Consider the following 15224-nt stretch of genomic DNA (forward strand, 5'->3'; position numbering starts at 1 on the left):
TCTCGGCACAAAAAAAACAGATGATATCGAGGTTTCACATCCTTTATATCATCTGTTTCTCTTCTTTATAAACCACTCATTAGTTTAAAGCGTAATTTCTTTAAACCACTCACTAGTTTAAATTACCTTTTTATGTATGTGTGGACCGTCACGATAAATATTATTTTAATGTAAATCCTTTTTTTATTGATGGTATATATCGTTTTTGATTTCTGTTTATATTGTATAAAAGGACTACGATTCGCGAATGATGATATGTACTCAAATCATTGATTTGCTTGTCTTTATGAATGGTGACTCTTTCCATGAGTACCTACAATCAAGATATTTGTAGTGAGAAATTTTGAAGATAATATTGAAGTGATCGAGAAGAGGTTTAGGGATTTTAAAAGGTCTTTTATAGCTATTATTTATAAATAAGGAATTGTCCATTCTCAATAGCAGTAGAGATAGAATTCAATTGAGATTTTGAAATATTCAAAACAAAAGAAATAATTTGATCGATTTCATCCATAAAAAATACCTTCTATAAATAACGGTTTACAGAACCATTATCTCATAGAAGGTGATAGACGATTATTTTGAATAATCACGTTTTCCGAAAATATCGCTTCCGATACGTACCATCGTTGTTCCATGACGCAGTGCAATCTTGTAATCATGGCTCATACCCATGGATAATTCTTGAAAGTGATATTTATTTTTTAACTGTTCTGCCTTACAAAAGACTTCTTCAATTCTCTTTTCATCATCCGTATTCGGACCGATGACCATCAGCCCTTTGATCATGACATGCTTATAAGCATGTGCCAAGACATCCTCTAATTCATCTTCATCAAAACCAAACTTCGTTTCTTCATGAGCAAGGTTTACCTGCAACAAGACATTGACGATAATATCTTTTTTTTGAGCTTCCTTTTCAATGGTTTCCAATAAATGAAGCGAATCAACAGAATGAATAAGAACGACCTTATCTACGATATATTTCACTTTATTTGTCTGTAAGTGACCGATCATATGCCAGCGTATATCTTCATCAGGCCGATATTTTTCAAGCAGCTCCTGTACCTTGTTTTCACCAAAGTCAAGCTGTCCGGCCTGGATGGCTTCATCGATACAATTGCGGGGATAAGTTTTGCTGACGGCAATTAAACGAACATTTTCTGGTAAAGTATTTTTAATTCTGTAAATATTTTCTTGAATCATGACCATAAACAAAAAAACAGGATTACATACCCTGTTTCTTTAATGTTCTCAGTGCGCGAGCAGAAATACGCATCTTTTGAGGCTTACCATCTACTACCACTTTTACTTTTTGTAAATTCACATTCCATTTACGACGAGTAGCACGCAATGAGTGAGAACGTTTATTCCCTGTTAAAGGGCCTTTACCAGAAATTGCACAAACTCTTGACATAACGTAAACCCTCCTTTCGACTTACTTGTCCATAATTTGCTTTATTACTATACCATTATCTAACCTAATTTGCAAGTATAAATTTTAGCGATTTTCAGCGATTTTTAAGGCTAATTCGAATGCAAGAAAGACAATCTTCACTTTTTCATCCAATTTCGCATGTCCGCTTAACGAACGTGGATCCCAGTCACTGTGATCCAGATTATCACCGGCATAAAAATACTGGAAAAAGTCAATGCCCCTGAAATCACACATAGCCTGCATCGCCGCACATTCCATTTCCACACAGATCGCTCCCTGTGCCTTCCTTCGGTTGACCTTATCTCTGGTTTCACGGTAAAAAGCATCGGTTGTCCAACATCTGCCTTCAATATAAGGATAAGTGCTCTCTTCACAGATCTTTTTAAATTCAGGAATATATTTTTTATTGACTTGAATCGTATCGCTTGCGGAAGCATAATGATAGCTTGTTCCTTCGTCACGCAAAGCACTGGTTGGAATGATGATGCCGCAATCTTCGATGGACTTATCCAGGACACCACAGTTTCCTAAAAGGATCAGAACTTCACTGCCCATCTGGTGTACTTCTTCATAATCACCTACACACATCGGGGCACCGACATAAGATTTGTAGAAAGAAAATTTATGTCCCTTATAAGTGATCTCATAGATAGGGTTTTCTCCGTTACATGACGTATTATAAGCTATTTCTTTATGTTCAAGAAGGTCCAATACTTCTTCAAAAAGTGTCTTTGAGAAAACTGAGATCGTAATGGGTGGAAAATCTTTGATTTTCTCAACTGTTTTTGCCGGATCGATGACAGCACTTTTTGATGGGTCAAATTCTTCTAGCAGCATGTTATCACCTCGTTGTTTTCCTATTCTATCATATCTTGTTTTAAAGTCAACAAGGGGTTTTTGTAATCTTTCTTCCTAAAGGAAAACACTTCCAATTATTTGAAAAAATCGTTGAAAAAAACATCAAAATCTATTTTTATGTACTTCAAATTATGTTATTATAATAAGGAAAGCAGTTAGGAGGTATTTTTGTGGCGCAAAAACAGGTTCATGCAAGTGTTGAGATTGCTGATCACGAAGTAAGGCTCGTCGTTGGCGAGTTTCATGAAAATCACTTAAATATCCTTAGAGTAGAAAGAGTACGGCACAATGGCATTGAGAATCAGAAGATCGTGCATGAGGGTACGATCGTCAATGCTTTGATGAAGGCATGTGAAAATGCTTCTAAAATATTAGGCTATAAGATAGAAAGAGTTTTGTTGGCAGTTCCATGTGTCAACATGAAAAAATTGAACGGAAAGGTAAATGTTTCTGTAAAGGGTGACAAGATCCAGCTGTCAGATATCCAAAGAGGGATCAATGAGGTCGTTGTGAGCAGTCACGATGAAAATCTGGAGCTGGTGAATATCGGTGGTATCAAGTATGTCGTAAATGGCATTACTTCAAGAAAGATGCCTTTGAATGAAGAATGTGATCTTTTTTCAATTGATCTGGATCTGTTTTATTGTGATAAGAATACATTATATGCTTATGCCAATGTGATCGAGAAGGCAAATCTGGAAATTCTGGATATTTGTTTAGATGCATATGCGATTGGCGAAGAAGCTGCCTTGTTCGAACAGGCAGTCGGAAATTATATCGTTTTGATTGATTTGGAAAGACAGACAACGACATTATCTTTATTCTCACATGGTAAACTGTTGAACAGTGAGGTACTTTATGAAGGATATGGAGAATGGTTGACACCGTTAACCAATATGACAGGGTTAAAAAGAGAAGTCTGCGTGCGTTTATTAACTGAGAATGCGGTCTTGAAGGAAAAGGATTATCCAAATGTGCCGGTGTTTTTATGGGCAAACGGCAATCAGGAGAGAACGATTTCTCTGAAAGAGCTGCATGAGGCAGTGAAGGAGCCTGCAAACAGGTGGCTGGAGCTGATGAAGAATGCATGTCAGCCAATGATGGAAGGCGGCTCATGTCAGGTGATCTTGACAGGTGAAGGCTGTGAAGTCAGAGGCATGGATGAGGTTGTCAGTCAAATTGATGAAAAAGCAATGATCTATGTTCCACAGACGATAGGCGGGCGTGATTGTGCATTGACATGTACGCTCGGTATGTTTTATGCGTGGAAAGAAATCAATATGATACGTAATAACCGATTACAGGCTGCGGATGATCGATTGATCGATGAATCGCTGAAGGTAGTAAAAGGAAAGAACACAGAAGAAAGCGGATTTACAAAAAAGCTCATGAGCATCATCATGAATGAAAAATAAAAGGAGAAAAGTTATGGGAGAATTAGATTTCAGACAGGTTGCTAAAATCAAAGTATTTGGAGTTGGTGGCGGCGGTGGCAATGCCGTTAATCGCATGGCTAAGGAAGGCGTGCGGGGTGTAGATTTTTATGTATGTAATACGGATGCACAGGTCTTAGCAATTTCACCGGTTGCGAATAAGATCGTGTTAGGCAGAGAATTGACAGGAGGACTCGGTGCCGGAGGAAATCCTGAAATCGGTAAAGCAGCTGCGGAAGAAAGCGTTGAAGAAATCCGTGAAGCGATCAAAGGCAGCGATATGGTCTTTATCACAGCCGGTCTTGGTGGCGGAACAGGTACCGGAGCAGCCCCTGTATTTGCGAAGATTGCAAGAGAAGAAGGAGCTTTGACGGTCGGTATCGTTACGAAACCTTTCACTTTTGAAGGAAAAAAGAAAACGGAGCAGGCCAATAAAGGACTTGCGGAATTAAAGGAATATGTGGATTCACTGATCGTTGTATCAAACAACAATCTCTTGGAGATCATGGGCAGAAAACCAATCAGTGAAGCTTTTGAAGCGGCTGATAACGTATTGCGCCAGGGTGTGCAGACAATCACCGATCTGATTGCGGTGCCGGCTTTGGTCAACCTTGACTTTGCGGACGTTAAGGCCATCATGTCCAATCAGGGAACCTGTGTCATCGGTGTAGGTATGGCCGAAGGTGAAGACAAGGCGAAGGAAGCTGCGGAAAAAGCCATTCAGTCACCGCTTCTGGAAACAAAGGTTTCAGGTGCTACCAATGCGATCATCAACCTGACAGGTGGTGCCAGCACGACGCTTTATGATGCGGAAGATGCACGCAGCGTGATTGCGGAAGCCTGCGGTGGTGAAATCGATACGATCTATGGTATTGCAATCAATGAAAACTTAGGTGATGCGGTCATCGTTACGGTCATTGCGACAGGATTTGATGCTGTGGATAAGACATCTGAACCAACGTATGCACGTGAATCCTATGAAGCACCAAAAGCTTCAAAGACAAATACGTCAGGAAGTCATGTTGAGAAGAGCGAACCTGAGATTTTCCCTAAATTCTTTATGAATAAATAAATAATAAAACGCTGTTGTATCAAACGACAGCGTTGTTTTAATATGTGAAAAGAAGTTGATTTCTACTTATTTATCTTATATAAATTTATATAAATATTATATGCATTCGTACATTCTTCTAGTGAAAGATGTGTTTCTTCCACTAAATAATTAATGGCATCATCCTTAGTTTTAAATGAATTTAATAATACGGCTATTTCAGAAATTCGATGCAGTGAATGATCAAATTCATTAAAAGAAATACTTTTATCACTTAAATTATATAATTGATATTTCAACAAAGCCAGTAGATTTTCATCCGCACATTTCTTATAATCTTCATCAGCAATCTTTTGACCGGCAAATAATTCATTGATTGAAATATCTAAAAGATGACATAAAGGCTCATACAATGAAGCATCTGGTAAACAGTGACCGTTTTCCCATTTTGAAACTGATTTATCAGTAACTCCTAATTGTTTCGCAAATTCTGATTGTGTAAGATTCTTATTTTTACGACATTGTGCAATAAATTTTCCTATTTTTTCTTGATCCATATATTGCTCCTTTCGTCATCATCATATCTTACAAACTTATTTTGTAACACCCATCAGAAGTAGAATTTATTCATCTGCAAATACGGATTTGTCTTATATGAATTTCTAATATCCGGCTTTATAAATAAAGGATTATTTTTCTAATACCGCTTCATATCCATTTATCTTATCCCCGGTAATCGTAATATAATAAGATTCACCAAATTTCGCATGCAAAGCAATTGCATCCATTTCTTTTGAGTATTCTTCCGGATATATATTTTCATAATTAGGATCTACATATTCAGTGATGATTGAAAATTGTATCGACAGATTTTCAACATCGCTTGGATTTTTGAAATTTTGTTTATCCAACGTGTAAATAAGTAATTCATCATGTTTTAACAGTGATTTATCTGCATTTGATGTACCGCCGCTGCCACTGGAATCATTTGCTTCATAATCTACGATAAGCAAGCCGATATCTTCTTTAATATCTAATTGTATTTGCAGTGCTATTTCATTATCACCGGCTTCATAGGGGATTTCATCCGATTTACTACATCCAGATAAAGTCAAAATCATCATGATGATCATTAATTTCTTTTTCATAATATCTCCTCATCACTTATAAATCTAAGTATTTATCTATTACATATTTCTAATATCTTTCTTGTGGTAGTTGCAGTTCTTATCGTTATTGAATAACGGATATCTGTACTTGCAGTTCTGCTCCACCAGTTTGTTTTCCGATAATCTTTTAAACGATAAGACCAAAAGATGTGGTTTTTATATTCTTGTATTTTCTCATATTCATTCGGGTTTCCCAGAACACTATATACATCATCATAAGTCACAGGTGGTATGATGAAAATTAAATTATCATAAATTTCCCTGTTATCAGTCCCCCACCAGTCAGGAGCGTTGACGAATATATCTTTAAGTTCAGATGCAGTCATGATAAAGACAGGTATTTCAAGATGAAATTTATCTTTTATGATTTTATAAATGTCTTGCATGATAGATTCTTTATGATCGATTTCACTTTCAAAAATAACGTTACCGCTATTTAGATAAGTAGATATGTTTTGATATTTATATTTTTGTAATTCTGATCTCAATTCATTCATTGAGATTTTATTTTTACCACTTATATTGATTCCTCTTAATAGTGCGATATATTTCATCATATCTTCACCTCCAGACTGTTTATATATTGATACCTGATTCTGCTTGCCATTTTCTTTCCTTTTTTAAATATATCTAACAGTTAAATTTTGTAATGATCCCTTTATACTAAGTGGGTATTTCAAGTTTAAAACGGTCATACCAGAGCATTTGAAGATCCGCCAATTTTCGAGCTGTCTTGATTTCTTCCTCGCTAAATGTCATTGCCCATTATACACCAGTATTATTTATCTTTGCTTTGTAAATAAAATAATTCTTTTTGTGTTTCGATTTCTGCCCTTAATTCTTCTTCAGTTGGCAAATATAATTTGTATTTAGAGGCAAACAATTGTTCATTTCCATGCATAATAGAATATCTTGCGATATCTTCATCCGTATCAGAACATAAAACGATACCGATTGTTGGGTTATCTCCATCATTGCGTTTTAATTCATCATACATACGAATGTACATATCCATCTGACCGACGTCCTGATGTGTAATCTTAGATGTTTTTAGGTCAATAAGAACAAAACATTTCAGAATATAGTTGTAGAATACAAGATCAATATAATAATCTTCTTTTTCTGTGTGGATGTGTTGCTGTCTTGCGACAAAAGCATAGCCTTTACCCAATTCCATCAAAAATTTTTGTAAATTATTGATAATGCTTTGTTCTAAATCAGATTCCAGATATGAAGTATCTTCTTGCATGCCTAGAAATTCTGCAATCATTGGATTTTTAATAAATTCTAACTTATTTTGATAAGAAGAAGTGAGTTTTTTCATTTCTTGCTTTAATTCTGAAGGATTTTGTGTTTTTAAAATACGATAATAATATTGTGAAGAAATATTCCTTTGAAGTGTACGTACGCTCCACATTTGATCATAGGCTTCTTTTTCATACCAGTTTCGAGCAGTTTCATCATTGACTTGAAGCAAGACTCTGTAATGAGTCCAAGATAACAATTGTGATTTTCCACGCAGTGAGTGGAAAATGTTAGGGAATTTTTTATAAAAGTCATAAAAGTTATAAAGATTTGTTTTCGTGAATCCTTTTCCATATTCTTCAGTTAATTCTTTTGCTAGCTTTTTTATAACATTTGCTCCATACTCTGCTCGATTTTGTCCTAATAATTCTTCTTCAGCTATTCGTTTGCCAATCAGCCAATTTCTTTCAACAAGGGTCATATTTACCATTTTATAAGCACGTTTTTGGGCTATATCAATAATTATCTTTAGATCATCAACAACATTTTCTGTCTTAAAATAGGGAAGCATTTCAAGTTCTGACATATTATATATTCCTTTCATTAAAAGTTATAATTATTATCACATTATTTAATTATTTTAACAATACTTTAAATTATATAATTAAATTCATATTTCTTTGTTTCACATATTTTAAAGTGTTTGTTTTAAGAAGATAACTGTTGTCAATATAAAGAAGATGCCATAGAAAACAGATATTCTTATTTCTTTTTTATCTTTTGTATATTTATATTTATTATAACGATATGTCATGCGATATATAAACCAGATCATCGCAAATCTCAAACAATTCATATCTTTCTTTCCGTAATAAATTAATAGAACTAATGTTACGAAGGTGAAAGCATCAACACCTATTCTGGAAGATTTCAAATCATAGAGTTCTGTAAGATTCACGATATTTTCATCTGTTTTACTGATGATATCTTCTTTTTTTATTTCTTCACCGGAAAGAATTTCATTGATGGTAACACCCAGTATCTGACTTAATGGTTTTAATAATGACATATCCATTAAACATAAACCTCTTTCCCACTTGCTTACAGCATTTATGCTGACACCTAATTTTTCTGCAAGCTGTTTTTGTGTTAAGTTTTTTGATTTTCTTTTTTCCGCAATAAACTTTCCAATCTTTTCTTGATCCATAATGATTCCTCACTTCAAGAATAATACTATCAGTAATTGCTTCATTTTAACACATACCATTGGTTTAATTTTAAGAAAATTGATGATTGAACTCGGTGAAAGAATATTTATCTGTCATTTGATCGAAAGAATCCCTTTATACCAAGTGGGTATTTCAAGTTTAAAATGGTCATACCAGAGTATTTGAAGATCCGCCAATTTTCGAGCGGTCTTGATTTCTTCCTCGCCAAATGTCATTGCCCATGGTAAATAAGTGATCAGACTTTCAGAGGTATAGTATTTTAAAACAGGGAAGAAATCATCAGGTATTTTATTATCGAAATAACCGTTGATCAGTCCTGTTTCAAAATATTCACTTTCCATTACATTCCAGTAAAAAGGTTTAAAATCATCATAAGGATCGGCTATTTGATTTTTGTCAAAATCAATGATACCTATTTTTCCGTTATGAACGATCATATTTCCCAGATGATAGTCACCATGGGTAAAACATAAAGGCCTGTTTTTCATTAAAAAGCAATGATTTTTATAATACTGAATGATTTCATCCTGCATGGGAATTCTATATTCACAATTTAATAATTTCGTGATTCTTTTTTCTACTTTTATTTGATATTTTTCCCACCATGAATCTTCTTGCTTGGGTATTTCAATGGAATGAAGCTTTTTTAGTGCCTGTCCTGCTTCTATTCCTAACAGATAGGCTTTTTCATCGGTGAGTGCTTTGATGGCTTCTTTACCATCGATTCCTTCTAAATAAGATAAAAGGATATAAACATCTCCGTTTGTCAGTGTTCCAAATTCTAAAGGGCGTGAACAGTAAATATTTAATTTTTCCAGGTGTTTTAATGCTTCAAACTGTTTTTTCTTTTTGTCGTATAATTTTTTGTCAGAGATTCTTAGCAAAAAATGATTTTTATCAGAAGAAGTAAGGATGTACTTTTGATCCTTTGACCATCCTTTAGTAAGAGGTGTCATGAGGGTGATAGGGTGTTTTTTGATAAATTCTATTTCCGAAAACAAATGATCATCTCCTAACTTTTAAAAATATTCATGTATTTCCATTTTAACATTTTACAGGTAATATTCAATATGATCGTTTTCAACTTTCCACATCAAGGGTTCTAAGAGATGATTTTCTCTCATAAATTGCTAGGGGAGAGTGAGTCATGGACGAATACAGCATAAAAGAAGTTGAATTGCTTTTTAATACGAGCATACAGCATGGTTTATCGCATCAGGAAGCGATGAAGCGATTAAAAAGTGATGGTTATAATGAAATTGTCAGTGTAAAGAAGAAAACGTTATTGATGATCTTTTTGGAACAGTTTAAGGATCCGATGGTGTATATCTTGCTTGTAGGGGCAGTTTTATCGCTTTTGTTAAGAGAAGTGATCGATGCCTTGATCATTTGTCTGGTGGTGCTGCTGAATGCGGGAATCGGTGCTTTTCAGTTAGTAAAAAGCGAGAAGGCCTTGGAAGCATTGCAGGCGATGATGCAGCCGACCTGTAAGGTCGTGCGAGATAGCGGCGTCATGCTTATTGAAACAAGAGAAGTGGTAGTTGGGGATGTGATCGAATTTGAAGCAGGAGATTGTATTCCTTGCGATATCCGGCTTGTAAGCACGACACGATTGATGATGGATGAAAGCTTGCTAAGCGGTGAAAGTCATAATGTTTCGAAAAATGAATTTTATCGTTCTAAGGAGAAAACAGCATTAAGTGATCAGCATAATATGGTCTTTATGTCTACATATGTTACCAGTGGCAGAGGCAAGGGAATTGCCGTAAGCTGTGGAATGAATAGTGAAATGGGGAAGATCGCAAATCTTTTGAATGAAGATAACAGCGAAATGACACCTCTTCAGAAAAGAATGAATCAGCTTGGTAAGATGTTAGGTCTGCTGGCCGTTGTTATTTGTGTGATCATGCTGATGGTCAGTCTTTCAAAGGGCAAGAATTTTCTGGAAATGTTATTATTGGCGATTTCTTTAGCGGTTGCTGCTATTCCGGAAGGTCTGCCGGCAGTTGTTACCATCGTGCAGTCAATGGGTGTCAGCATGATGTCGAAGAATAAAGCCATCGTGCGGAAGCTGAGTGCCGTTGAAACCCTGGGCTCTGTCAATATCATTTGTTCGGACAAAACAGGAACGTTGACACAAAATAAGATGAGCGTCGTTCATACGTATTTTAATCATGAATTTGATCAGGAAGTACCTCTCATGGGGCTTGTCTGTATGGCCTGTGCCCAAAATGTAGCGATCGGTGATGTCCTTGTCGGTGATTCCAGTGAAAAGGCACTTGTGGAATATGTCTTGCCTCGTCTGTCAATTTCTGACATCAATTGTGAATATTTGCGTATTGATGAGATTCCTTTTGATTCTGTGCGTAAGAAAATGAGTACCGTCCATCAGAAAGATCAGGATCAATATGTATTTTCTAAAGGTTCCTTGGAACATATCCTTAAACAATGCTCTTTTATCATGGTTCATAATCGAAGGATTCCTTTAGGAGAATATGAGCGCAAGCGATGTCTGGAGGCCTGTGCGATCATGGAAAATCAGGCATTGAGAGTTTTTGGTTTATGTATGAAGAAAAGCTCACTGACGAATCGCGATTATGAAAGTGAGGCTACCTTTTTAGGTCTTGTTGGTTTAAAGGATCCTGTAAAAGAAGAAGTAAAGGATGCGATTGAAAGGTGTCATCAGGCCGGTATCGAAGTGGTGATGATCACCGGTGATTCTTTGAAGACCGCTTTCGCGATCGGTAAGGAATGCGGACTTGTCAGTGATGAAAAAGAAATCATGAGCGGTCATGATATTGATGCATGCAGTGATATCCAGTTGAAAAATAAGATCAAAACGATCAAGATCTTTGCACGTGTTTCTCCTTCTCATAAGGTAAGACTGGTAGAGGCCTATCAAAAAGAAGGCAAAATCGTTGCAATGAGCGGAGATGGGGTCAATGATGCACCGGCTTTAAAAAAAGCAGATATCGGTATTGCCATGGGTAAAGGGGGCAGTGATGTTTGTAAGAGCGTGAGTGATATCGTCTTGATGGATGATCATTTTACGACCATCGTGAAAGCAATCGAAGCCGGAAGAAATATCTATTTAAAGATCCAGAAAAGTGTCTTCTATCTGCTTTCCTGTAACTTGGGAGAGATCATGACCTTATTTTTCGCAAGCCTTTTTATGACGCAATATGTACCGCCGTTATGTGCGATTCAGCTTTTATGGACAAATCTGGTGACGGATGCATTTCCAGCATTGGCATTAGGGGTGGAAGCTGATGAAAAGCAGGTCATGAAACAGAAACCTAAACCGACAAGTGAGAGCCTGTTTGCGCATGGCGGTCTGATTTTTGTGATATGTAACGGATTGTTTATTGGTACGATTTCCCTGGTTGCTTTCAGGATAGGGATTCAAACGAGTGATTTATGTGGTCAGAGCATGGCTTTCATGGTGCTTTCGCTTTCACAGATGTTTCATTCCCTGAATTGCCGGCAGATTCATGCATCCATGTTTAAGATTGGTTTTTTTAAGAACCGATGGCTGTTGCTGACCGTGGTAATGGGGATCATTCTTCAGATTTTTGTCTGTCAGCTTCCTTTCATGAATATCATTCTTAAGACGGTCCCATTGACCTTCATGCAATGGATCCTTGTATTTGGTTTGTCGATCAGTACGATTTTGATCAATGAGATCAGCAAGCTCTTTAACTGATTACTTAATAAAGTCATGATTTATCAATGACAAAAGTGTTAACTTATGATATTATTTTCTAGTAAAGGAAGGTAGTAGAAATGAGTACAACTTTAGTTGTTTTGGCCGCAGGCATGGGAAGCCGTTACGGTGGCTTGAAACAGATCGATCCTATCGGACCTAATGGAGAAGTCATCTTAGAATTATCGGTGTATGATGCTATTCAGGCAGGGTTTGACAAGGTCGTATTTATCATTAAAAAAGCGATTGAAAAAGAGTTTAAGGAAGCTATCGGTGATAAGCTTTCCAAACAGGTACATTGTGAATATGTATTCCAGGATTTTGCCTGTGTTCCGGAAGGCTTTAAGGTGCCTGAAGGCAGAGAAAAGCCACTGGGTACGGCACATGCACTGTATTGCTGTAAGGATGTTTTGGATGGTCCGTTTGCTGTCATCAATTCAGATGATTACTATGGACAGAGCTGTTTCAAGACATTGTATGATTTTTTAAATAATGAAGCCTGTGCACATCATTTTGCGATGGTCGGCTATGTGCTCCGTAATACATTGACGGATCATGGCAGTGTGGCTCGCGGACAGTGTATCGTAGAAAATGGGAAGCTTGTGAATGTGATCGAGCGTACGAAGATTGAAAAGCGTGATGGCAAGGTACAGCTTTTCTTAGATAATGAATGGCAGGATATTGATCCTGATACGCTTGTTTCGATGAATATGTGGGCATTTACACCGGATATCATTGATGAGATCACCCAGAAGTTTAAAGAGTTCCAGCAGGTATTGGAAGATGATCCGATGAAGGGTGAATTTTATATTCCGAATGTCGTTGGTGAATTATTAAGGGAACATAAATGTGATGTGAAGATGCTGGAAAGTCATGATAAATGGTATGGTGTGACTTATCAGGAAGATAAAGAAAGTGTGAAGGAAGGTATTGCTTCTTTATATAAAAAGGGATGTTATCCTGAACCGTTATGGAAATAGCTTGCTATTTCCATTTTTGTTTATGATTCTCTACATGTGGAATAAATGATGAATTCGTTTAAGGAAGTTTTAGTGATGGTATCATTGTAAGATATGATATGATATAATATGAATATAAAATATCTCATTCATGTGGTTGTTATCTATCAAAGATATTTTCATATCATGCAGGAGGTGATTGTGTGGAACAGGCAAGCTTATTTGAAAAAGATCAAAGCGCTCCTTTAGCGTCAAGAATGCGTCCAAGAAATTTACAGGAATTCGTAGGACAAACGCATTTGTTAGGTGAAGGCAAGATGTTAAGAAGGCTCATTGAAAGCGATCAGATCTCTTCGATGATCTTTTGGGGACCTCCGGGTGTCGGAAAGACGACGCTGGCTCGTATCATTGCCAATCAGACCAAAAGTGCCTTTATTGACTTTTCAGCGGTTACCAGTGGTATCAAAGAGATTCGCGGCGTCATGCAAAGAGCAGAGGAAAACCGTCGTTTTGGGGAGCGGACGATTTTGTTCGTTGATGAAATTCATCGTTTTAACAAGGCGCAGCAGGATGCCTTTCTGCCTTTTGTGGAAAAAGGCAGTATCATTCTTATCGGTGCTACGACAGAGAATCCCTCCTTTGAAATCAATGCGGCTTTATTATCAAGATGTAAAGTCTTTGTCTTACAGGCGTTAACGATTGATGAAGTCGTTTCTCTTTTAAAGAGAGCCATTCATGATGAAAGAGGTTTTGGCAGTCAAAAAGTAGATATATCCGAAGATATGTTGAAAATGATTGCGACATTTGCGAATGGGGATGCCCGTACGGCATTATCAACGTTAGAAATGGTGATATTAAATGGTGATATGGATGAAGATGGTATTCATATTTCCATGGAAATATTGGAACAATGCATTTCCCGAAAATCATTGCTTTATGATAAGACCGGTGAAGAACACTATAATCTTATTTCAGCTTTACATAAGTCCATGCGCAATTCTGATCCGGATGCAACAGTCTATTGGCTGGCAAGAATGTTAGAAGCAGGGGAAGATCCTTTATATATCGCTCGTAGAGTCATCCGTTTTGCCAGCGAAGATGTGGGATTGTCAGATCCAAGAGCTTTAGAGGTGGCGGTTGCTGCTTATCAGGCCGCTCATCTGATCGGTATGCCTGAGTGTACGGTGAATCTTAGCGAAGCAGTCATCTATATGGCTTTGGCTCCTAAATCGAATGCTTTATATACAGCCTATGAGAACGCCAAAAAAGATGCCTTGAATCATCTGGCAGAACCGGTTCCTCTAATTATCCGCAATGCTCCTACCAAACTGATGAAGGAGCTCAATTACGGTAAGGATTATCAGTATGCGCATAATACCAAAGAGAAGCTTACCAATATGCAGTGCCTTCCTGATTCATTGAAAGATCGAGAATATTATCATCCATCGAATCAAGGATTGGAACAGAAATATCAAATAAGGCTTGAGGCGATTAAAAAATGGAAAAAGGAGCATCAATGACATAATTTTAAATAATGAAAAATTTATGGGCTTTGATTCTTCCGATTTTCCTGAAATTACGCAATTGCTGTTCCAAGTGGGTAGAAAGAGTCAATTGAATTGAAAATATGAAAGGAGCCCTCATAGCCGTTTGGTGAAAATCTAAAGCAATAAAAATGCTGAAACTTAAAATGAAATGATATCGACAAGTAGAAAAAGATATGCTAGAATAATAACGGATGAACTCCATACAAATAGGAAACCCCAGTGCTGCAACACTGGGGTTTCATTTAGGAGGGAGGATCACAGCTTATCGTTTGTTTATTCTGTAAAACAGAAAGATCAAACGCAAGCATTCTTTCACAACTATCATATTCTCATAGAGTAGTTGGAGAAGAATGAAAGGTTCAAAACCCATCTGTAATCCCTCCATACAAAAAATACAGGTGCATGGTACTCCAATGCAACTAAAATAAGGATTTGACAAAAAGCTAAATTTATGAATCTATAAAAAAAAAAAAGTGAGGGGTTCTTTTTTTATGTATCAAATTCTTAATTGCGTATCACAAAAAGAACTCAGCTGAATCCTTTTTTAAATTAAGTTATGTTAAGCAGATTAATATGTTTTTCGATAGGATAT

General features: G+C 36.6%; 14 protein-coding genes. 5 read left to right on the forward strand and 9 right to left on the reverse strand.

The window, feature by feature from the left end:
• Window positions 1-576 precede the first annotated feature (576 nt).
• The 3 genes from Q0K35_RS06730 to Q0K35_RS06740 form a co-directional block, all read right to left on the reverse strand.
• Complete coding sequence (locus Q0K35_RS06730; protein WP_294561898.1) at window positions 577-1206, reverse strand: YggS family pyridoxal phosphate-dependent enzyme; 630 nt, start codon at window positions 1204-1206, stop codon at window positions 577-579.
• A 22-nt stretch (window positions 1207-1228) separates the two neighbouring features.
• Window positions 1229-1417 carry a 50S ribosomal protein L28 gene (gene rpmB / locus Q0K35_RS06735; RefSeq protein ID WP_071442063.1) on the reverse strand — a complete coding sequence of 63 codons (189 nt, stop codon included), beginning with the start codon at window positions 1415-1417 and terminating at the stop codon, window positions 1229-1231.
• A gap of 84 nt (window positions 1418-1501) precedes the next feature.
• Complete coding sequence (locus Q0K35_RS06740; protein ID WP_294561899.1) at window positions 1502-2275, reverse strand: nucleoside phosphorylase; 774 nt, start codon at window positions 2273-2275, stop codon at window positions 1502-1504.
• A gap of 191 nt (window positions 2276-2466) precedes the next feature.
• Here Q0K35_RS06740 and Q0K35_RS06745 point away from each other — a divergent pair, with 191 nt between their 5' ends.
• Entirely contained in the window at window positions 2467-3711 is a 1245-nt protein-coding gene (locus Q0K35_RS06745) for a cell division protein FtsA (protein ID WP_294561900.1), read from the forward strand.
• 13 nt (window positions 3712-3724) lie between these two features.
• Entirely contained in the window at window positions 3725-4801 is a 1077-nt protein-coding gene (gene ftsZ / locus Q0K35_RS06750; RefSeq protein WP_294561901.1) for a cell division protein FtsZ, read from the forward strand.
• Between the two features lie 62 nt (window positions 4802-4863).
• On the opposite strand, the gene Q0K35_RS06755 is transcribed toward ftsZ, so the two are convergent.
• From Q0K35_RS06755 to Q0K35_RS06780, 6 genes are all read right to left on the reverse strand, one after another.
• Window positions 4864-5337: a helix-turn-helix transcriptional regulator gene (locus Q0K35_RS06755; protein ID WP_294561902.1), complete on the reverse strand. Its 474-nt coding sequence runs from the start codon at window positions 5335-5337 to the stop codon at window positions 4864-4866.
• Window positions 5338-5469: 132 nt separating this feature from the next.
• Window positions 5470-5928, reverse strand: a complete 459-nt coding sequence (locus tag Q0K35_RS06760) for a hypothetical protein (protein WP_294561903.1) — start codon at window positions 5926-5928, stop codon at window positions 5470-5472.
• Between the two features lie 32 nt (window positions 5929-5960).
• The gene (locus tag Q0K35_RS06765) at window positions 5961-6506 is read right to left on the reverse strand and encodes a DUF1697 domain-containing protein (protein WP_294561904.1); all 546 of its coding nucleotides are present in this window, start codon (window positions 6504-6506) and stop codon (window positions 5961-5963) included.
• Window positions 6507-6727: 221 nt separating this feature from the next.
• Window positions 6728-7780 (reverse strand): PDDEXK nuclease domain-containing protein, encoded by a 1053-nt coding sequence (locus Q0K35_RS06770; protein ID WP_294561905.1) that lies wholly within the window; start codon window positions 7778-7780, stop codon window positions 6728-6730.
• A gap of 108 nt (window positions 7781-7888) precedes the next feature.
• A complete protein-coding gene (locus tag Q0K35_RS06775) occupies window positions 7889-8401 on the reverse strand; it encodes a DUF6442 family protein (RefSeq protein WP_294561906.1) in 513 nt (170 codons plus the stop codon).
• A gap of 114 nt (window positions 8402-8515) precedes the next feature.
• Window positions 8516-9424 (reverse strand): aminoglycoside phosphotransferase family protein, encoded by a 909-nt coding sequence (locus tag Q0K35_RS06780; RefSeq protein WP_294561907.1) that lies wholly within the window; start codon window positions 9422-9424, stop codon window positions 8516-8518.
• A gap of 146 nt (window positions 9425-9570) precedes the next feature.
• On the opposite strand from Q0K35_RS06780, the gene Q0K35_RS06785 reads away from it, so the two are divergent.
• From Q0K35_RS06785 to Q0K35_RS06795, 3 genes are all read left to right on the forward strand, one after another.
• A complete protein-coding gene (locus tag Q0K35_RS06785) occupies window positions 9571-12126 on the forward strand; it encodes a calcium-translocating P-type ATPase, PMCA-type (protein WP_294561908.1) in 2556 nt (851 codons plus the stop codon).
• Window positions 12127-12206: 80 nt separating this feature from the next.
• Window positions 12207-13106: a sugar phosphate nucleotidyltransferase gene (locus Q0K35_RS06790; RefSeq protein ID WP_294561909.1), complete on the forward strand. Its 900-nt coding sequence runs from the start codon at window positions 12207-12209 to the stop codon at window positions 13104-13106.
• Window positions 13107-13288: 182 nt separating this feature from the next.
• Window positions 13289-14605: a replication-associated recombination protein A gene (locus Q0K35_RS06795; RefSeq protein ID WP_294561910.1), complete on the forward strand. Its 1317-nt coding sequence runs from the start codon at window positions 13289-13291 to the stop codon at window positions 14603-14605.
• Window positions 14606-15224: the final 619 nt, after the last annotated feature.

Source organism: uncultured Traorella sp. (assembly GCF_944327115.1).
Taxonomy (GTDB): Bacteria; Bacillota_I; Bacilli_A; order Erysipelotrichales; family Erysipelotrichaceae; genus Traorella.